This window comes from Enterococcus sp. GPZ-007, from assembly GCF_059374735.1.
Genome location: NZ_JCAFYN010000018.1, coordinates 30,758 through 50,077, shown reverse-complemented (window position 1 = coordinate 50,077; position 19,320 = coordinate 30,758). Strand labels below are relative to the sequence as shown.

The following is a 19,320-nucleotide window of genomic DNA, read 5'->3' as shown; positions in this document are numbered from 1 at the left end:
GACTTTGACTATTTTTGATCCTGCTGCGTTAAAAATCAATCAGATGATTCTTTAAGCTATAGTGCAATAAACTCGCATAGCTTTCCAGCTTTAATTTTTTTCGGATGTTGGCTTTATGCACCTCCACTGTTTTTACAGAAATGAACAGTTTTTCGGCGATCTGTTTGTTGTTATAGCCTAAAGCGACCAACGGCAATACTTCCTTTTCACGTTTGGAGAGACTGGCATAGAGAGGGTCTTCTTTTTCCAAGGTGATCTCACTTAATTCCTGCTCGGTATAGCCATCGTAGTAACGTTCCCCGCCATAAACCTTACGAATCGTTTTGATCAGTGTCTCATCATTCGCCGTTTTAAGAATGAAGCCATCAGCGTTTGCCTCCATGGCTTCACGTACATAAGAATGATCATCATACATAGTCAAAATGATCACTTTGACCTCGGGAAAGGTCTCCTTCAGCCGTTTTGTCGTCAATAAACCGTTCTCACCGGGGGGCATGCTGATATCCATCAACACGAGATCAATCGGACTATTCTCAACAAGCATGAATGCCTCGTGACCATCGGCAGCATCTGCTACCACATCCATATCCGGCTGTGTATTGACTAGGAAGGCCAGTGCATTTCGAATCATGACATGATCATCAGCAATTAAAATCTTCACTCTTCTCGCCCCTCTCTTAAAGGGACTCGAAGCTGGATAAGTGTCCCCTGCTGTGGTTTAGAGGAAATGATCAGCTCGCTGTGAATCGAATGCGCGCGCTCCTTCATATTGATCAAACCAAACCCTTTTGCTTGCCCCTGTGAACCAAAGCCGATCCCTTGGTCATGTATCTCGATGAATAATTCCTTTTCTTCGAAACACAGTTGGACACGCACTTGGTTCTCGCCTGAATACTTCATCGCGTTAGTTACTGCTTCCTGAATAATCCGATAGATCGTGATGCGAATCGCTTCATTGATTCGTTGTTCTTCACCAATGACCATCAATTCAATCTCAAATCCAGTCATTTCGCTCGTTCGCTCACTAAACTGCTCCAAAGCGTGGACTAAACCGAAAGCATCAATCTCCAGCGGACGTAACTCACTCGCCAGATTCTTGATTTCGGACAAGACTTCCGAAAAATGCTGATGGATACGCTTGAATTTCTCCGTCTGCTCTTCCTCTGACAGCCATTTTAATCCCTGGGTCTCCAGCATCAAACTATAGACACTTTGGGCGATGCCGTCGTGCAGATCCTGTGCGATCTTCTTTCGCTCATATTCACGCGCGCTATTTAAGTAATCGAAAAAGGAGACCTCATTTAAGGTTGTCCTTCGCGCTTGAATTTCCAAGATTTGACAGTCCCCCTCACGATTGACACTGCCCCAAAACTCTTCCTCCTGCCCCTTTGAATTTAGTAGAACAAAGGGAAATCCCGTTGGCGAAATTTGTTCCGGCAGCGAACAATTCAAGCACTCTTCTTTTGTGCTATGCAAGGCGCATCCTTTGCCGCGGCTAATTTCTAAAATCGCGGGTATCTTCACTTGATAATTTTGTTCCATTTGCTGTCCCGCTTTGGTTACTGCGATCAATTCATCTGCTTTTCCTAAAATCCAGATTGCCTCTTGGATGAGCTGAAATAATGACTCCGGCAACTCAATCATTTTGCCCTTCCTCCTTCAACAAGTGGCCCAATTCAACCGCGGCTGTTTCTAAGTAATCTCTTTGCCGCGAACTGAACGAACGCTTCTCACGATAGCCGCCCATCAGAACAGCGCTGACCTCGCCTGCATCCATGATCGGAATTGCTAGTGCTGTTTGCAGCTTTTCCAATCGTGCGATAGGATACTCGATCAATTTTTCTGGCTGTTGAAGGATTTCTTCATCCAGCTGTGCACGGGCTGTTTTCCAGACGATGCCAGCGATCCCTCGACCTACCTGCAGGCGAATTCGTTTGTAGGCTTCACTCTGATTGCCGGCGACATACAGCCAGCGAATCTCTTTAGGTTCATTCTTTTGCGCCACATCGCAGGCGATCCCAACAAAATCAAACCTTCCTTGCTTCTGCTGTTCTTGCAGCCATATTTGAATCGTGTTCATACTAATTGCTCCAATTCCCTGTATTTTTAGTCTAGACTTATTAGTCATTCATACATTCACTATTATCATACCAAAGTCTTAGGACGAATAGCTATAAATGGAGTGGGCTGAATCGACAAATTTTGGGTTACTTCTTATTAAAGAGGCATGCTCAAATGAATACGTTACTGGGAAATCCAGAAACAGACTAGATATACCTGTTCAACAAAATCAAACGGATGAAATGCATTTTTCAGCCGCAGCGTTAGACAGGCAATACCTTTCAATCTGCAAAAAAGCTATTCTTTTTTTTATAAAAATCCCAAAAGAAGAAACAGCATGTCCTCGTCGTTATTGTTATGATAATGTCGATCATGGTTCTTGAATAACTAAGAGTAAGCAAGACATGAATCGATCTGACAAATTAGACTACGAGGGAGGTGTCTTATGTCGAAGAATCGTTTAGAGGCGTTTACCGATGCGATCATTGCGATCGTGATGACCATTTTAGTATTGGAATTGCATACACCCGCAGGGGAGACCTTCCATTCCTTTAAAGGGATCGAACACGAGCTAGTTATTTATATCGTGAGCTTCACTATTTTATCGATTTATTGGAATAATCATCACCACCTATTCCAGGTTGTCGAAAAAATCAGCGGCTGGACATTATGGGCCAATAATCTGCTGATCTTTTCACTGACCCTCTTTCCCTTCGCCACATCTTGGGTCAGTGAATTTCCGACCGCACTGGCACCGCAGCTGCTCTATGGCATCATGCTGCTGGTTGCAGACAGCAGCTATTACTTATTGAGTCGGACACTGGTCAAAAAGAATGGTCAAGGCTCAGCCGTCCACGCCATTTTTTCTTCCTATACTAAATCGGCAGCCACACTAGCTTTGAATGTCTTGGCGATTTTATTGGGAATCTTTGTCTCCCCATCCTTGATCTTGATCGTCAATGGATTGGGCTTATTACTATGGGTGATCCCGGAAAAGGCGGTCGAAAAATTTGAAAAAGAGCTGCTTTCCAAGTAGCCAAAAAAAGGAGATCATATATGAAGGAAGCTGAATTACTAAATCAAGGCTATCGAAAATACGCTGGTGAGCAGCTCGATGTGTATTATCATAAGGACATGTGCCAACACGCGGCAAAATGTGTCAAAGGGAATCCGCAAGTATTTGAAGTCGGCAGAAAACCTTGGATCCTGCCAAATAACGGAGAACCGCAGCAGCTCAAGGAAATCATCACTTCATGTCCAAGCGGGGCGTTGCAATATATCGCCAAAGGAGACAATTAAAATGGAGATCAGAGAAGAAAAAAATCGATTTGTTTTGACAGAAAACGACCATGAAATTGGTGAAATGACCTGGTCCGATGCCGGTGAACACCTCTTTATCATTGATCATACGTTTGTTGACGACTCCAATCGCGGAAAAGGCTATGCCGAAGCTTTAGTTTTCGAGGGCGTCAAAAAAGCCCGCAGAGAAAACAAAAAGATCCTCCCCTTGTGCCCCTTTGCTCAGAAGGAATTCTATTTGAAATCCGCGTATGCTGATGTGTTGAGAGGGTAAAATATCCCATGTAAGTCGCTATTTCTCTAACGAGGTAGCGGTTTGCATGAGGTATTTTTTTCTTTCCACAAATCGGTTTAGTAAAAAATTACAATTCATTGGTTATTAAGTAGTCGATTTTAGCGACCAAAAGTTTATCGGCTTGTTCCAACTTTTTTATTTCCGCTCGAACGGTTTGGCGATATTCTTTCAAATAATCCACGCGCTCACGCATACTGGCATCTCGACTGCCAACTAAGCTTTTTACCGGAATACCAATTTCTCGAATCAGAATGATCACTTTGATCCAATCCAGATCATCTGCAGTATAACGTCGATAGCCGTGTTCATCTCGCGCAATCGGACCAATGATATTGTTTTTCTCATAATAACGTAAAGCGGCTTTGGATATACCAACCATTTGCGCGGCTTGCTCTGCCGAATAATATTGCTGCTTCATGAAAATTCTCCTTGCTATAAAGTGTACTTCATAGTTTACAATCATCAAAACATAAAAACAAGGAGACTTTCAAATGACAAATAAAAAAATTGCTTTAATCGTTGGTGGAAATTCAGGAGTGGGCAAAAAAACGGCGCAAGACTTAGCTCAGAAAGATTACGAAATTCTTATTGTCGCCCGCAATGCAACCAAAGGCGAGCAAGCCGTGCAGCAATTGCAGCAAGCCACTCATAATCCAGACATCGCTTTCATTCAAGCCGATTTAAGTACCAAAGCTGCCGTCATTAAGTTAAGTAAAGCGCTTAGTGAAACCATTGATCAGATCGATGTCCTGATCAGTTCAATTGGGATTATGCAGCCCACGCAACAATTCACCAAAACTGGTTACGATCAAAATTTTGTTTTAAATTACTTGTCCCATTTCTGGCTGCTCAATGCTCTGCTGCCGCTTTTAGAAAAAGCGGAACAAGGTCGCATTCTCATGGTGGGCGCTTTGCCCATCCTCGTTCGTCGACTTAAAGTAAGCGCGCCTCAACCTATTCCCAGTTCCGAAAATTACAGCGGGATGCAGATCACTGGTGAGGCTTTAGTTGGCCGAATCCTGCTTACACAAAAATTGGCTCAAGTATTGAAGGATACAAGGGTCACAGTAAATATTTTTCATCCCGGAAACATCCCTGACTCTAGTTATGGGGCAGAGGATAGTAGTCGTTTATTGAAAATAGTCGGTCCGCTGCTCGCGCGACTATCTAAGAAAAATCCTCCCATCGGTGCGTATTTAGCCACAGAGCCAGCACTAGGCCAGACAAGCGGACAGTTCTTTAATGAATCGGGAAAAATAGTTCCCCTTCCGGCCCAGTTCTCAACACAAATGGCTGACCATTGGTGGGAAAATAGTGAACAATTGTAGTTTGTACGTAGTAGGAATCACTTGTACCAAGTTTTAGAAATAGCGTACACTAAAGTCAGAGGCTCGAACCATCTTTGCAGTCTCTGGTCCTAGTGTCTAAAGAAAGGATTAAACATGATGCCGATATTTCAATTATTTGATATTCCTAAAGAGCAAGCAGAATTCTCTACTAAGGAAGTCATAGCGATTACTGGCTTTACCAAAGAAGCCTTGCGTTATTATGAAAAACTGGATATCTTAGGTCCTATTCAACGAGATAAAAACAATTATCGCCGATACTCTGCTAACAATCTTCAACGCCTGCAGATGGTCAAGGTTTTTCAGTATATCGGAATGGACCTAGCCTTGTTGCGAGAGATTTCTGAGGAAGATTCCATAGAGAAACACTTGAAAATCTTGCAAGATTATAAAACCTCCCTTCAAGAACATATGCAGCAGTTAGTTGAAATCACAGCATTTATTGATCAAAAAATTGATTTTCTCAACAATCCAAATCCTTCGAATAAAAAATAGCCAAATTGGTTGCTATGGTGTTGACCCCATAGTTTATGATGGGATTAAAGTGGAAAGAAGGTCATAGAATGAAAACAATCGCTATTCATCAATTCGGTGCAGCCAAAGAATTACAAATGACGGACTTGCTCAACCAACGCTGCAAAAAAATGAAGTTTTGATAACCAACCATGCATTTAGTATCAATCCTATGGATATCGCTGGTCGGTTAGGAATGCTGGATAAACCTTTTAATGAGCTCTGGACTTTTCCCATTGTACTAGGTTGGGATTTTGCTGGGATCGTTGCGGAAGTGGGTGAAAATGTGATTGGGTATAAAGTGGGCGATCCTGTTTTTGGCAATGCACCAACCGTACGCCCAGGAAATAACGGTTCATACAGCGAATATGTAATCACGACGCCCGATTTGATCGCTCCAATCCCTGCCGGTCTCTCCTTTGACAAAGCAGCTGCGTTACCGATTGCCGGATTGACTGCCTATTGTGCCATTGTGAAGAACTTAAACGTACAGGCAGGACAAAAAATATTGATCCAAGGTGGTGCTGGCGGTGTTGGTTTGATCGCTGTTCAGCTTGCTAAAGCTTCGGGTGCTTATGTAGCAGCAACTGCGAGTCCTTCTCATCATGAGCTGTTGAAGCGACTAGGAGCTGATGAAATTATCGACTACAATCAGGTCTCTCCAGCAGATATTTTACAGGATTATGATGCCGTTTTTGATACAGCAGGTGACATTGAGACTGGCTTAAAAGTCTTAAAATCTGATGGAAAACTCGTTACCGTGGCAGCACAGCCTACTCCTGAACAGCAGCAGGATCAGCAGAAACAAGTCAGCTTCCAATTTACCAATGGTACGTCTGAAGACTTGACTGCTCTTGCCAACTTAACGCTTGCAGGAAAAATCGTCATTCATGTGAAGGACTAATAATCACTTACTTGATCCGGCCTATGAGTATCGTGGAAGAAGGATTTTCCCATAAAGACAATTGATTTTTTCGTTCACATCGTCCACTCTATTTTCCATAACTACTCAGGCTTTTCTATTTTAATGCAAAAATATGAACTAAAATTTAGGGATACTGAAAAAGCTCAGTTTTTTTGAAATCCTAAAAAAGCACTGGAATAACTATGCAAAATGGAGATTAGCGACCAATATTTGACGGCTAATCTCCACTTTTGTGGGTGTTCATTTTTTGTTATCTAATTTTATCACTGGTCCTTAAACTTATCAGTAACCTTTTTTGAAAGTGCCTTCCTAAGCAGGATTGTGATGTGGTCGAAAACTATCATCTGTTTGTCACTTTTAGGAGTTTTTTTGATTCCACATTGGAAGCTCTCTTGAGCCACTCGCATAGTAAAGTGGGTAAAAAATACAAAGAGCTACCCTTCATCAAATGAAAAGTAGCCGTAAATTTCTTTGTTACATCTGACAAAAATCTCATGTGTATTATTCTAGTGTTTCACGTAATTTTTTTAACACCTGCTGGATAATGACAAGGATAGGAAAAAGATTTTCCCTATCAAAGGTGGTTACACAGCCCTTTTGTTTAGTGATTCTGACTTTTCGCAGATGATAAAAAAGCTTCAATTCAGAAAAAATGGCAAAAATCTCATTTAGTGATTACTTTTTAATCGAGGTTTGATTTGACATAAGTCAGGAGTCCCCTTGCTTGCTTTGGTTTTTGGTCGAACTCATTATAAAGCATAGGGGACTCATTTTGTGTGCTCTGAAAAAAAGCGGATTAAATCAAAACCAGTGTTCAATTGTCAACGGAAGATACTACATTAGAAGTTATCCAAGTTTTGCATGCACGAAACTTGAGTGACTATGCTAAATTTGGTTGTAATGCGTTTTTTGAGATCATCTTTTCTAGTTGGATCGTGCTTCGCCCAAAGCCTTTGGCAAATTCGAAGTCATGGGTAATAATGACAAAGGTTATTCCTTTTTTCGCGTAATTCGTGATCATTCGTTGCACACGCCGCATATTTCCAACATCCAAGCCTGAAGTTGGTTCATCTAAGATCAGCAGCTCTGGTTCCCGCATCAGACCGACCGCAAAGACTAATCGCTGTTTCTGACCACCGGATAAGGTAGCTGGATGCTGCTCTTTGAATCGCCAGAGATTCAATTCTTTGAGGAGCTGCTCTGCCTTTGCCAAATTCTCCTCCGTTTTTTTTGTACCTAGTAGTAATTCATTTAGTACACTGTCCGAAAATAGTTGATAATCTGCATCCTGCAATACGAACCAGCATTTCTCTCGTCGCTTTTTCATTGATTGTTTCTGACCATTGACAGTGATTGTTCCTGCTTTTTCTTTATTTAATCCACAAAGTGTACGAGCCAATGTAGTTTTTCCCAATCCGTTTTGTCCAGTAATCAAGACAATCTCACCCTTGTCTAAATGAAGGTTAAGATTTTTGATCAAACTAGGTCCCATCGAATGGTAACCGATCGTCAGCTCCTCCAATTCTAAAAACGCAGAGTCGATGTTTTTTTCTTCACGCAATAGCTCAGTGAGACAGATGCTCTGTTTTTCGCGAATATCAAAGGAACTCAAAGTCGCTTTTGATAATTGGCGAAACGTCTCAATGGTCCATTGCGTCAGAATTTCTCCATTTGCCATATAAATCACTCGATCCACCACATCCATTAAATAATGAATGCGATGATCAGCAATTACGATCGTTTTGCCAGCTTGCTTCAGCTGTTTCACGGTGGCTGCGAGCTGGGCGTTCCCTTGATTGTCCAGATTCGCAGAAGGTTCATCTAAGACGAAAATCTCAGGACTGTGGACCTCAACTGCGGCCATAGCAACCTTTTGCTTCTCCCCACTAGATAGCTGCGCCAATTTACGCTGTTTTAAATAATCCATCTGATTGTGCTGCAGCACTTGATCCACTCGTCGATTGATTTTCTCTGCTTCAAGCCGGTAGTTCTCCGCAGCAAACGCCAATTCGTCTAACACGTTCGCGGTAAAAAATTGTGAACGTGCATCTTGAAAGACACTACCTACTTGTTCGCCATATTCCCAATCTGCTAACTCTGATGCGTTTTTACCATTGAGTTGAAGGTCCCCAGTCAATTCTCCTTCATAATAATGGGGGATCAAACCGTTGATTAAGCGCGTCAAGGTCGTCTTCCCGCAGCCCGATGCGCCCGTAATCAGCACACACTCCCCTTTATCGATCTCTAAGGAAAGATGCTTCAGCTGCGGTTCGCTCTCGTCGTAACTGAAGCAGATATCGTGTAACTTAATGGCTTGTTTCATCATCTAGACCTCCCAAAACTTGAATGTAAATATACAGACGACATAGCTGATAAAAATGACAACGAGCACTACATCTTTGGCTGACAATCGCGTTTGAGAAATCGAGGTGCGCTGACCGGGACAATCGATGCCCTTGGTCATAGCAGAAGCGGTCAGCTCATCGGTAATCTTCATCGTTCGCATCATTAGTGGGACAAAGGTATACTCAAAGGCCTGGAGCGGCCGCAGCCAATTCTTAGGTTGAGAATAAGACAGTCCCCGCAGCCGTGCGGACATCTGTATCGTATCATTTTCCAGCTTGATGATCGGAAAGAAACGCAGGGTCACTGCTAAGGTGAGAATAAAATTTTTCGGCAGCTTCAATGCTTGCATCGCAGCCATCAAGCGGCCTGTAGGAACCTCCTGCAGCACCCGCGCCATGATAATGACTGGAGCAAAGCGTAAGACTAGGAAACATAAAAAGGCGAGAAACTTCACCCATGACTGATCCGACAGCATGATATAAACAGACAACGCGACTGTTGCGGTAATTACTATCCCCATTTTGCAAGCCGTCTTGAAAAAGCCGGCATAGACTAAATAGGCTAGCGCAAAAAGGTTCAGCAAAATCAACTGATCCATTTGCGCACATAAGACGAAAATGCTTTGAAGGATCAACAAAAGAAATTGGATTCTCGGATCAATACTCTTTTTCATAAGCGGCTCCTCCAAATTAGGCTGATTTGATCACGCCAGCTTTTACAAAATGCTTGTTCAATAATTTATAGCCAAAGAAGCAGCCCAGAACAATCGCAGCGATCAACACCACGACTGACAGGACAATCCAAAAAGGTTCAGTCATATAGTGAAGATAATTGTTCGTATAGCCTGTATTTTTGATCATCGATTGATACAGGTCCGCAGAAATCGCTAAAATCATATAGTTTGAGAACCCATACAGCAGATTATAGATCGTAAACGCAGCCGTTTGGGGGCCTAATTTACGATACCCCTTCGTTTTCGCCAGAATACCTTCCCCGATCAAGCCGCCTAATAAGGTGACGGGCAGAATATAGACGGTTCCCATAATGGCGTAAAACAAGCCATTGATCGCGCCAAAAAGCAACAACGTGCCTCTTTTCCCAACCTTAAAGGCCATCAATAGGTAAATCGGACAGGTGAAAAACAGTACAAACGCTGTCGCGTAGGGGTAAAACCAGGCCATGACCGGTATCGTCACCATGGACATGACCATCATCACCACAAACGCTACGACTGTATATAAGCCAATGGTCAAATAATCTTTTGACATAAGTTTCTTCGTTTCCTTCTTCATTCGATTGCTCCTCTTCAAATTTAAGCCCTAATCCTTGCTGAATTTCCAATTGGTCGCTTCGTTTTGCATATCGACTAATTTGCGGTAAAGCTCGCAGGTTTGATAGATCTCCTGATGGGTTCCTTTTGCGGCGATTCGGCCTTTTTCCAACACGACGATCTGGTCCGCCTTCATGACTGTTTTTAAGCGATGGGCGATCACGATCACCGTCTTGTCAGCGACCAGATTTTTGATCGCTCGCTGGACGCCTGCTTCGTTTTCTAGATCGAGGGCGGCGGTCGCTTCATCCAGTAGAATGATTTCTGATTGTTTGATGAAGGCGCGGGCAATACTGATGCGCTGCTTCTCACCACCAGACAACGTGGAGCCGCCTTCTCCGACCATGGTGTCATAACCGTCTGGCAGGGCGCTGATAAATTCATGGCAATGGGCTTTTTTAGCGGCCGCCACTACTTCCTCAAAGCTAGCCGCTTGATTGCCGACGCGAATATTGTTTAGGATCGTATCCTTGAATAGATACACATCCTGAAAGACCATTGATAGATGGCTGTACAGGTTTTCTGGATTCACCGTCTTTAAATCTTTGCCGCCGATCTCGATCGTTCCAGTCTGTGCATCATAGAAACGAGCTAATAATTTCACGATGGTCGATTTCCCGCTGCCGGAGGGTCCAACTAAAGCGGTCAATGTCCTTGGCTGAATTTCCAGATTGAGCTCTTGCAGAACGGGCTCGTCTTTGTATGAAAACCCGACATCGGTGAAACGGATCGTATAGTCTTCATTTAGTTCTTCGCTCCCTTGAACCTCCGGCTGATCATGAATCATCATGATTCGTTCACCACTGATCAAGGCATAGCGCATTTCAGTATAATTGATCATGAGGGTCGTGAAGGGATCGTAAATCCGATTTGCCACAACGATAAAGACCAAGAAAACCGACTCAGTAAGGCTTCTTTGAGCCAGCAAATAAGAACCCATGAAAACAAGGATCGGCAAGCCCATTCGTAACAACGAGATAGCGACCATCACCACAGGTCCCAGTGCTCCTTCGATCCGAATAGATTCCTTCCGCAATGTATCAAAGGCTTGTTGAATTCTGGCAAACTGCTGACCGCCTAATGAATAGGCTTTGATTTCTTTGATGCCCTGCAGGTACTCTTGAAGACGAGAAGCACTCTCGACCTTAGCTTGGATGTGCCGTCCTCCCAGCTTATTCATCAAGATATTTGAGCCCTTGACTACCAGCAAAACGATCGGCAGCATAGCATACAAACAAAGTGTCATCCGCCAATCGATCAGGCATAATGAAACGAAGGCCATCACAAGCAGGATTACCGCCGCAAGTGCTTGAGGAACTAAGTGAGAGACCGCGCTCTCCAGTAAAGCATAGTCGCCCAGCATCATCGTGGTCAAATCCCCTGGGTCTCGACTATCTAAAAAGCCCAACGATAATTTTCGCAAATGGTTGGCTAATTTTGTCCGGCCCTTTTCAGAAACATCGTAGGCTGCCGTGTACTGTCTGTCATAGGCGAGGGTTGAGACTAGGACCTGCACCCCAAACCAGACAACGCTGGCAAAAATCAAATAAAGATAAAGCTGTGTGTTTAAGGGGCGGTTTTGCTGATAGGACTCGAACAATTCAAAGATTCCGTAAAAAGCAATGACCGCCGGTAACAAACGCGCAATGGACTCCAAGGTCGCCCAAAAGGTTGACTGGACTAATGTTTTCGGTTCTCCCGAGGTAATATTATAAATCAGCTGTTTCATCCTACTTTACCTCCCAATCTTTGGTCTCTGCATTGATCGCCCACAATTTTTGATAGAGAGCATTACTGTCTAACAATTCATTATGGGTACCTGCTGCTTGGATAGAACCTTGGTCACATACCAAAATTTGATCGACATGCTGGATCGTCCACAGACGATGCGCAATGATCAATACCGTTTTTCCTTTGACCAGCTCACTGATCGCCTGCTGGATATAGACTTCATTTTCGGCATCCGCATAAGCGGTCGCTTCATCCAATACTAGTATCGGTGAATTTTTCAATAACGCACGGGCGATCGAGATTCGCTGCGCCTCTCCTTTGGATAAGAACACACCCTGCTCCCCGATCATCGTGTCATAGCCATTAGCCAGTTCTTGGATAAATTCATCGCAGCGGGCCAATTGCGCTGCCCAGCGAACTTCCTCCATAGTCGCCTTTTTATTTCCCATGCGAATGTTCGCCGCGACCGTATCATTGAATAATGTGACATCTTGGAAAACAAACGAAACATTTTTCATTAATGTGTCGATCGTTGCCTCACGAATATCTGTGCCGCCAATTGATATAGTTCCCTCTTCTGGTTCATAGAAACGTAATAACAATTGCGCGATGGTGCTTTTCCCCCCACCGGAAGGGCCCACCAGCGCATTCATCGTATTCGGCTGCAGCTTAAAGCTGACTTTTTCCAGCACTGGATTTCCTTCTGTATAGGCGAATGACACGTTCTCAAATGAAATGCCATTTCCGGAAAACGTCGAAGCATTCTCCTTTTCGCTTACCGGTGCCTCGGCGAAAATCTCATCCACTCGTTTGACCCCTTCATTGACATTGCTAAAGGTGGAGGCGGCATACATCAGCTTCATAAAAGGACTCGTCGTTCCAGAGGCTAAAATGATGAACAGCATGACCGTTAAAGATAATGTTTTATCCTGTGGGCTTTGGCTGATCAAAAAGGCCCCTAATGGCATCACGAATAAAACGACAGATGTTATCAAAGTGGTAAATAAAACATAGCCCATCCGAAAGCCATTGGACCAATCCATCACCAGTGTCCGATAATCCTTGATGCTTTGATAGAATCGTTTAAAGTTGCCCACCGATAAGCCGAAGACCTTGACCGCCGGCATCGCCCGCACATATTCCACGCCATTACTGTTCATCGCTTCCAATGCATCGTGGTATTCCTTCACTTTGTTGTTCTTCATTGTTTTCCCCATCAAAACAGCATAGATACCAACAGCTAAGAAAAGCGGAACCAGCGACATCAGTCCCAAGCACCAATCAATCGTCAGCATCAAACCAATATAGATCACTGGAAAAAGCAAGGCGGAAACAATATCGGGAATTTGATGGGCGATGAAGGATTCCATCTTCTCGACACATTGATCAATGATTTTCATCAACTGTCCACTGGTTTTTTTAGTAAAGTAACCCATCGAAACTTTCGACAAATGCTGCAAAATATCCATGCGGATCTCATACAAAATATCAAAAGCCGCAACATGGGAACACATCGATGAGCCATACAGCAGAATGACTCCCACCAGCACACTCCCCATCGAGACCAGACTCCAATGAATCATGCCGTTGGCCGAATAGTCCCCCACCATCAACAACTCAATAATCTTATAAATACAATAAAAAGGAACAAACTGTACCACTGTCGAAATCGTCGCCAAAATTCCTGATACCGTCAATAACCCCCTCTTCTTCTTGATATAGTGAATCAACACAGATTCATCCTTCATTTATCTAACCCCTTCCTCATTTTAAACAGAACAAACAACAGCGAAAAATCTCAAATGATAATGAGATTCATTCTCATTTAAACACTCTTTCTGATAATTTTCAATGCTATTTACGCAAAAACAATTGAAAATTGTCTTTATTTTGATGCTTTTTTTGTTTAACAATTTGAGAAATCGCCTTCTTGACACTGATTTATCATTAAAAAAATTATCGGACCTCTTAACCAACCTTAGAAAAATTTATTTAAAACATCCCTTATCTCTATATAAAAAAGGCTTCGCGAACTCGCTCAGCTTTTGAGCAATAAGACCAAAATATTTCTAAATTGCTTCTCAAATTTCGAAATATTTTTGCTTATTGCCGATATGCTAGTTCTGCTTAACGTAGTTTAGCAGCAACTGTATGCGTAGCTTGCGAAGAAAAGCTAGTTCGTGAAGCCGGACATGGATACCCTTGCTCTCATAAGCTTTTTGCATGTGAAAATTTTATACTCCCTTAAAGAACAAAAAAAAGATTCTTAACGTGCGAAACCTTTATCTTTTTATTCTCAACAATTTCAAAATGTCTCCTCAACCGTTCAGCTATTCAAGAAAGATCATAATCACCTCTATTCTTTATTCTTCACTGAGATATATCCTTCTTCCCCTTTAAAATCCTCAGAAAACAAACTATCCCTTTGCCTTAAAGTATCAGTGTCGTCAGTCCAAAAGACTAGACATTCTTTTTGTTAATGTTCTTGGGATAAGGGAAACACTCAAAAAGTTAGGTAATCATTGCTTGAACGAAAAAATGAGCAACAAAAAGCCGCCGAAATGGACTAATTCTAGTCATCTCCGTGGCTTTGATTTTCATTAAAAAATGCTTTCCGTTTGTCATTTTTTTTACCAGATCTTTTTCAACTTCAAGAAAGTCTTCAACTAATAATGAACAATGATATAGGAACTTTTTCTTTGAAGGGGTAACACTTGGTGAATGCTTTTCCTCCAGACGCTTGGTATTTTTATTTTATCCTCCTGCTTTTGAAGCAATATACTCCATATTCTCTATACCAGTTTTATCATATTTTTCAATCCTATTTGCTTTCAAATTGCTGGCTTGCTATTCTTTATACTGCTTTCCTTGATTGCGTGTAATCGTCCAGCGTTCAAATAAGTCGGTAACATGTTTAACTATTCGCGAATCTTTTCTTAAGCACTTTACAGTCATCGGTGCTGTATAGTAAAGCTAAGAAAAACTAAGTCAATGTAAACAGCTTTTCTCTTTTGAGACTAGTGGCGAGTTTTATCCCACCTTTGGTATTTGGATGTAGCCAGTCTCCTCGGTGCGTGCCCGCCAGCATTTTTTCATGATCGGCTTCATCTCTCAAGATCTCGTCGAAATCAAAATAATCGTCAAAAGCATCATTGTGGCGGATCCAGTGATTAACTTGCTGGCGAACCTCTTCCATTTCCGGATTCCAGGCTTCATGGCCCTTGTATGGCAGCAGGGTCGCACAAATAATTTTTGCTTGATGACGATGGGCAGTATCCGCCAATGAAGTCAGTCCTTCAATCAAGGACTCACTATCCACGATTTGATTTGGCAGATCATAAACATAGGGATGCCATAGATCATTGATCCCTATCTGGAGGATCACCACTGCTGGACGCATTTTTCCAAAGACTGATTGCTCAAAACGAGTGATTGCTGCCTCACCGAACATTTCTGCGAAATTCTGGGGAGAAGCATGGAGGACTCGATTGCCGGAAATTCCGCAATTATACGTACTTATCTTGCCGGGATATACTTCGTTAAGCAAGGTAGATAGCGGCTCACTCCAAAAGCCCATTTGTGTGATCGAATCTCCAAAGAAAGCCATCTCTTTGATACCTTCCTCTTTTGTTTCTATCCGATCGATCCCGTACAAGTACTTGAAGTCCTTCAGCTCCTCCGGCATTTTCATCGGTGATTGGAACAATGCTGAATGCATCTCCCCGTGAGCATCTACTTTTGCCAAGCCAGAGTCGCTGCAGATTACTGCTTCACTGATCTTTATTTCTTGCTTGATCTCGGTGGACACACGAATAATATCCCCCGCCTGTAAAGCCACTGGCAGCTCATCAGAATAGACCGTTTCACCTGCATCGAGACAAATCTCTGTTTGCCCCTTCAACATCACTGCTTCTTCAATGGTATTTTCTCTACCTGCTACTTGGACCTTGATCGTCGAAAAAATCATTTTCTCCGTATTGTATTGATTACTTAAATGGAGCCGCAGTCCAGTACCGCTGATGTTGCTCTTTATCGAAAGCTGTTGCGTATGATTTTGAGCTGTGAGGGCAAACACTGTAATATTCGAAGCCGTCGAGCCCCAAACGGTGTGCCAATTTTTACTCATTCGTATAATCTACTCCTTTTCCTTCATTTTTTAAATCCATAGTAAAAGGCGCCATAGAGATTTGCAGCTCTGGTCAGTCTGCCTCTTTTCACCTGTAACGTAATATTCGTTTGATCCATTAGTATCTGAGAGATGATTAGACCTAATTGTTCATTTAGATAGTTACTACCGATTGCCGCAGCTAATCCGTTATTGATTGCAGGGACAGGATGCTGACAGTGCTGCTGCGTTCGCCCATCGGTACTGATTGAGATGCTATCAGAACTAGTCTCGATCATTTTGAACCATGCTGACTGTCGTTTCAAGATAGTCTTCTACCGATTGATAATTCGTTAGTTTTGTTCCTCTGGCTAAAACCTCGCCCTCTGGTGACCTCAGAGCGAATTTTGTATTCGTAGCGCCTACATCCAAAACACGTTTATCGATCTTTCTTCTCCTTCGTTTCTTTGGATGCCAAGGTTCAACATTGAAGCTGGTATCATTTTGATTTTTAATAAGCTGGTCCGCCTCTATATATCAGCATATCTGATTTTCTTTCTTTTAAAAAGAGAGAATATCAAAATGATTTAAGCAAATCACTGGTTCAATGGCGTTTTTCAACATTTCATCCACTACTTTGTCGTAAACCCTCTTGATTCACTTCCCCCTTCTCGTCAGGTATGATCCGAGCCCAACCAAGGAGGGTGCGACAAGCCGTAAGGACCATGTCCGCCAATAATTTAATATCTTCAGGATAGCGATGATAAAAATCGCAAGCAGTTGCTCAATCCCCCGTTATTACTCGTCATGGAGTCATCGCTGTCATAATCCTCACCTTTCTTTACAGCTATGATCAATTTCAGTTATATTCATGTTGTCATCGTAGGCTGAATCAAGTTATCCTCAGAATAGACTATAAATTATCAGCTGCTGTAATCCCTTCTATTTCGTGGAAATCTATCAATAAGTGTATGGTCATTCGCCAAGAAAACGTGATCCGATTGTATAATCATCGCTTACAGCACGGTTTCAGATGTGCTACACTTAAATTACCCTTTTGGATAAAAAGGGACCTCCCAAATTCGATTGTGATGTGGTCGGGAAACCAACATCCATTGATCGATTTTGGGAGGCTTTTGGTAATGTATTAAGTGAGAAATCAAAAACACGCAGGTTTTCTAAAAGCTATGATTCTTCTCTGCGACTTGCTTTTTCACAAGATCGAAGAAGTCTTGTTTTTTCATTTTTTGGATTTGTTGCGAACCGCGTTTTCTAACTGAAAATTCGTCTTCTGCTAATTCATGGTCGCCAATCACTAAGATGTAAGGTGCTTTGCGCAGTTCAGCTTCACGGATTTTTCTTCCTAATTTTTCATTGCGGATATCCTTCGAGACGCGAATCCCCTGTGCTTGAAATTCGTGGTAAAGAGCATCGACGTAATCCCCGTGTTTTTCTGCGACTGATAGTAATTCGACTTGTTTTGGCGCTAACCACACAGGAAAAGCTCCCGCATAATGCTCAATCAAAATACCAAAGAAGCGATCCAAAGAACCAAAGACGGCGCGGTGGATCATCACGGGTCGTTGTTTTTCATTGTTTTGATCAATAAAGCTTAAGTCAAATTTTTCTGGCATTTGAAAATCCAACTGAACAGTCGCACATTGGTGGCTGCGATTTAAAGCGTCCTTGATATGGATGTCGATTTTAGGACCGTAGAAGGCACCATCGCCTTCATTGATCGCATAATTATACCCCAGACTGTCCAAGACTTCCTTCAATGAATCTTCTGCTTTGTCCCACATCGCGATTTCGCCCATAAAATCTTCAGGACGCGTGGATAATTCCACCGAGTATTCAAATCCGAAGACCTTGTAGACCTCATCAATGATTTTCAATGCCAATGAGATTTCTGCTTTGATCTGGTCGGGGCTAACGAAAATGTGGGCATCATCTTGACAGAATGTCCGAACCCGTAGCAGACCATTCAATGCCCCGCTGAATTCATGACGATGAACTTGACCAAATTCCGCCATTCGAATCGGCAGATCGCGATAAGAACGAACATCATCTTTATAGATCATACAGTGTCCTGGACAATTCATCGGCTTCAAGGCATAATCCTGATCGTCTACTTTAGTAAAGTACATGTTGTCCTTATAATGATCCCAATGGCCTGAGCGTCTCCATAGACGTTCATTCATGATCAAAGGAGTTTTCACTTCATCATAATCATATCTTGTCTGCAATTCTCGCAAGAATTTCTCCAATTCGTTGCGTACTGTTTGGCCATTCGATAAATAGAAAGGCATACCGGGGGCTTCTTCGGAAAACATAAACAACTTAAGCTCTTTCCCTAGCTTTTGATGGCTGCGTTTTTCTGACTCCTCTAAGAAGTCCAAGTATTCGGCTAACTGATCTTTAGCAGCAAAGACCACTCCATTCACTCGCTGTAGCATCTCGTTGTCTGAATTTCCCTGCCAATAGGCGCCGGAAACTTTCAACAGCTTGAAGGCCTTGATATGACGCACATCTACAGCAAAGGGCTCTTTAGAGAAAGTGAGTGCCCTTCCAAACTGATAAATGAACACGGGATCATCAGCTGGCAAAGCCTCTAATAATTCTAATTGCAGATCATTATCTGCAAAAAGCTCTTTCGCTTCACTGGCAGCAACTGTTTTTCTCTCAATCAGCTGACTACCCTTTTGGAGCTGCTTCATTTCCTGTTCAATTGCTTTAAATTCCAAAATACTCAATGATTGATCTAAACGCATATCGACGTAAAAACCATTTTCCTCCAGCTGAATCTCAGAAATGTAGGCATTTTTATACCGTTCCTTTATTGCTTGAGTGAAAACCAATCCAATACTCCGACGCATCGCTGCCAGACCTTCTCGACTGTCTTTACTGTAAAACGCAACATGACTGGGGTGATCAATTGGAGAAAGCAAGTCTGACAAAGTACCGTCAATACTTCCAATCACTGCGTCAACGTTCATTTCTTGTGCCAGCTCAAGCAATGTAGTACCGGCCACCACCATTTTTTTGTTTCCATTTGGAAATACGATCTCAACTTCACTGTTTGACATACTTGTTCAACTCCATTCTCTCTTTTTGTTTTATAATAATATAAAAAAACACGTCCCCTAAAAAAGGGACGTGTTTAGTTAACGTGTTACCACCCATGTTCCCAAGAAACAATCCTGTAGCGGCAGTTTCTCGGCTCATTGCGATATTATAACGGATATCGTGCGATCAGTTTTTGGCTGATTTCTCAAAGGTAGTAATTCCAAAAAATCTCACTAGAAGCTCACAGCCAAGGCTTCATTCTCTGGTAGCTGATCCAAATGGAATCATATCCTTATCATTGCT

19 protein-coding genes and 1 pseudogene are annotated in these 19,320 nt (G+C 42.6%); 7 read left to right on the top strand and 13 right to left on the bottom strand.

The genetic code is table 11. The features are described from left to right. Positions 1-28: 28 nt before the first annotated feature. From AC4J95_RS10985 to AC4J95_RS10975, 3 genes are read right to left on the bottom strand one after another with little or no spacing between them, the layout of a single operon-like run. A complete protein-coding gene (locus tag AC4J95_RS10985; protein ID WP_494549926.1) occupies positions 29-661 on the bottom strand; it encodes a response regulator transcription factor in 633 nt (210 codons plus the stop codon). After that, a complete protein-coding gene (locus tag AC4J95_RS10980) occupies positions 658-1,644 on the bottom strand; it encodes a sensor histidine kinase (protein ID WP_494549925.1) in 987 nt (328 codons plus the stop codon). The genes AC4J95_RS10985 and AC4J95_RS10980 overlap by 4 nt, the downstream gene beginning before the upstream one ends. Beyond that, positions 1,637-2,080 carry a GAF domain-containing protein gene (locus AC4J95_RS10975; protein ID WP_494549924.1) on the bottom strand — a complete coding sequence of 148 codons (444 nt, stop codon included), beginning with the start codon at positions 2,078-2,080 and terminating at the stop codon, positions 1,637-1,639. Before AC4J95_RS10975 ends, AC4J95_RS10980 begins: the two co-directional genes overlap by 8 nt. 97 nt (positions 2,081-2,177) lie before the next feature. On the opposite strand from AC4J95_RS10975, the gene AC4J95_RS10970 reads away from it, so the two are divergent. The 4 genes from AC4J95_RS10970 to AC4J95_RS10955 all read left to right on the top strand — a co-directional run bounded on the left by AC4J95_RS10970 (position 2,178) and on the right by AC4J95_RS10955 (position 3,634). Then, on the top strand, positions 2,178-2,444 hold the full coding sequence (locus tag AC4J95_RS10970; RefSeq protein ID WP_494549923.1) for a hypothetical protein: 267 nt from the start codon (positions 2,178-2,180) through the stop codon (positions 2,442-2,444). 62 nt (positions 2,445-2,506) lie between these two features. Further along, positions 2,507-3,097, top strand: coding sequence for a TMEM175 family protein (locus AC4J95_RS10965; protein WP_494549922.1), 591 nt, complete (start codon positions 2,507-2,509; stop codon positions 3,095-3,097). Between the two features lie 20 nt (positions 3,098-3,117). After that, complete coding sequence (locus tag AC4J95_RS10960) at positions 3,118-3,360, top strand: (4Fe-4S)-binding protein (RefSeq protein ID WP_494549921.1); 243 nt, start codon at positions 3,118-3,120, stop codon at positions 3,358-3,360. A 1-nt stretch (position 3,361) separates the two neighbouring features. Then, complete coding sequence (locus AC4J95_RS10955) at positions 3,362-3,634, top strand: GNAT family N-acetyltransferase (protein ID WP_494549920.1); 273 nt, start codon at positions 3,362-3,364, stop codon at positions 3,632-3,634. An 88-nt stretch (positions 3,635-3,722) separates the two neighbouring features. On the opposite strand, the gene AC4J95_RS10950 is transcribed toward AC4J95_RS10955, so the two are convergent. After that, positions 3,723-4,073 (bottom strand): MerR family transcriptional regulator, encoded by a 351-nt coding sequence (locus AC4J95_RS10950; RefSeq protein WP_494549919.1) that lies wholly within the window; start codon positions 4,071-4,073, stop codon positions 3,723-3,725. Between the two features lie 73 nt (positions 4,074-4,146). Here AC4J95_RS10950 and AC4J95_RS10945 point away from each other — a divergent pair, with 73 nt between their 5' ends. The 3 genes from AC4J95_RS10945 to AC4J95_RS10935 all read left to right on the top strand — a co-directional run bounded on the left by AC4J95_RS10945 (position 4,147) and on the right by AC4J95_RS10935 (position 6,418). Beyond that, on the top strand, positions 4,147-4,983 hold the full coding sequence (locus tag AC4J95_RS10945) for an SDR family NAD(P)-dependent oxidoreductase (RefSeq protein ID WP_494549918.1): 837 nt from the start codon (positions 4,147-4,149) through the stop codon (positions 4,981-4,983). Positions 4,984-5,097: 114 nt separating this feature from the next. Next, positions 5,098-5,496, top strand: a complete 399-nt coding sequence (locus AC4J95_RS10940; protein WP_494549917.1) for a MerR family transcriptional regulator — start codon at positions 5,098-5,100, stop codon at positions 5,494-5,496. Positions 5,497-5,686: 190 nt separating this feature from the next. Further along, positions 5,687-6,418: an NADP-dependent oxidoreductase gene (locus tag AC4J95_RS10935; RefSeq protein ID WP_494549916.1), complete on the top strand. Its 732-nt coding sequence runs from the start codon at positions 5,687-5,689 to the stop codon at positions 6,416-6,418. Between the two features lie 901 nt (positions 6,419-7,319). On the opposite strand, the gene AC4J95_RS10930 is transcribed toward AC4J95_RS10935, so the two are convergent. The 9 genes and pseudogenes from AC4J95_RS10930 to thrS all read right to left on the bottom strand — a co-directional run bounded on the left by AC4J95_RS10930 (position 7,320) and on the right by thrS (position 19,037). Next, positions 7,320-8,762, bottom strand: a complete 1,443-nt coding sequence (locus AC4J95_RS10930) for an ABC transporter ATP-binding protein (RefSeq protein ID WP_494549915.1) — start codon at positions 8,760-8,762, stop codon at positions 7,320-7,322. Between the two features lie 3 nt (positions 8,763-8,765). Further along, complete coding sequence (locus AC4J95_RS10925) at positions 8,766-9,458, bottom strand: energy-coupling factor transporter transmembrane component T (RefSeq protein ID WP_494549914.1); 693 nt, start codon at positions 9,456-9,458, stop codon at positions 8,766-8,768. 16 nt (positions 9,459-9,474) lie between these two features. Continuing rightward, positions 9,475-10,077: an MptD family putative ECF transporter S component gene (locus AC4J95_RS10920; protein ID WP_494549913.1), complete on the bottom strand. Its 603-nt coding sequence runs from the start codon at positions 10,075-10,077 to the stop codon at positions 9,475-9,477. 27 nt (positions 10,078-10,104) lie between these two features. Continuing rightward, complete coding sequence (locus AC4J95_RS10915) at positions 10,105-11,844, bottom strand: ABC transporter ATP-binding protein (protein WP_494549912.1); 1,740 nt, start codon at positions 11,842-11,844, stop codon at positions 10,105-10,107. Between the two features lies 1 nt (position 11,845). Further along, entirely contained in the window at positions 11,846-13,594 is a 1,749-nt protein-coding gene (locus tag AC4J95_RS10910; protein WP_494549911.1) for an ABC transporter ATP-binding protein, read from the bottom strand. A 1,235-nt stretch (positions 13,595-14,829) separates the two neighbouring features. Continuing rightward, the gene (locus AC4J95_RS10905) at positions 14,830-15,972 is read right to left on the bottom strand and encodes a GDSL-type esterase/lipase family protein (RefSeq protein ID WP_494549910.1); all 1,143 of its coding nucleotides are present in this window, start codon (positions 15,970-15,972) and stop codon (positions 14,830-14,832) included. 23 nt (positions 15,973-15,995) lie between these two features. Next, complete coding sequence (locus tag AC4J95_RS10900) at positions 15,996-16,277, bottom strand: hypothetical protein (RefSeq protein WP_494549909.1); 282 nt, start codon at positions 16,275-16,277, stop codon at positions 15,996-15,998. Positions 16,278-16,576: 299 nt separating this feature from the next. Beyond that, a pseudogene (locus AC4J95_RS10895) lies at positions 16,577-16,720 on the bottom strand (family 1 glycosylhydrolase); the annotation flags it as partial. A 409-nt stretch (positions 16,721-17,129) separates the two neighbouring features. After that, positions 17,130-19,037, bottom strand: coding sequence for a threonine--tRNA ligase (gene thrS / locus AC4J95_RS10890; RefSeq protein WP_494549908.1), 1,908 nt, complete (start codon positions 19,035-19,037; stop codon positions 17,130-17,132). Positions 19,038-19,320 lie beyond the last annotated feature (283 nt).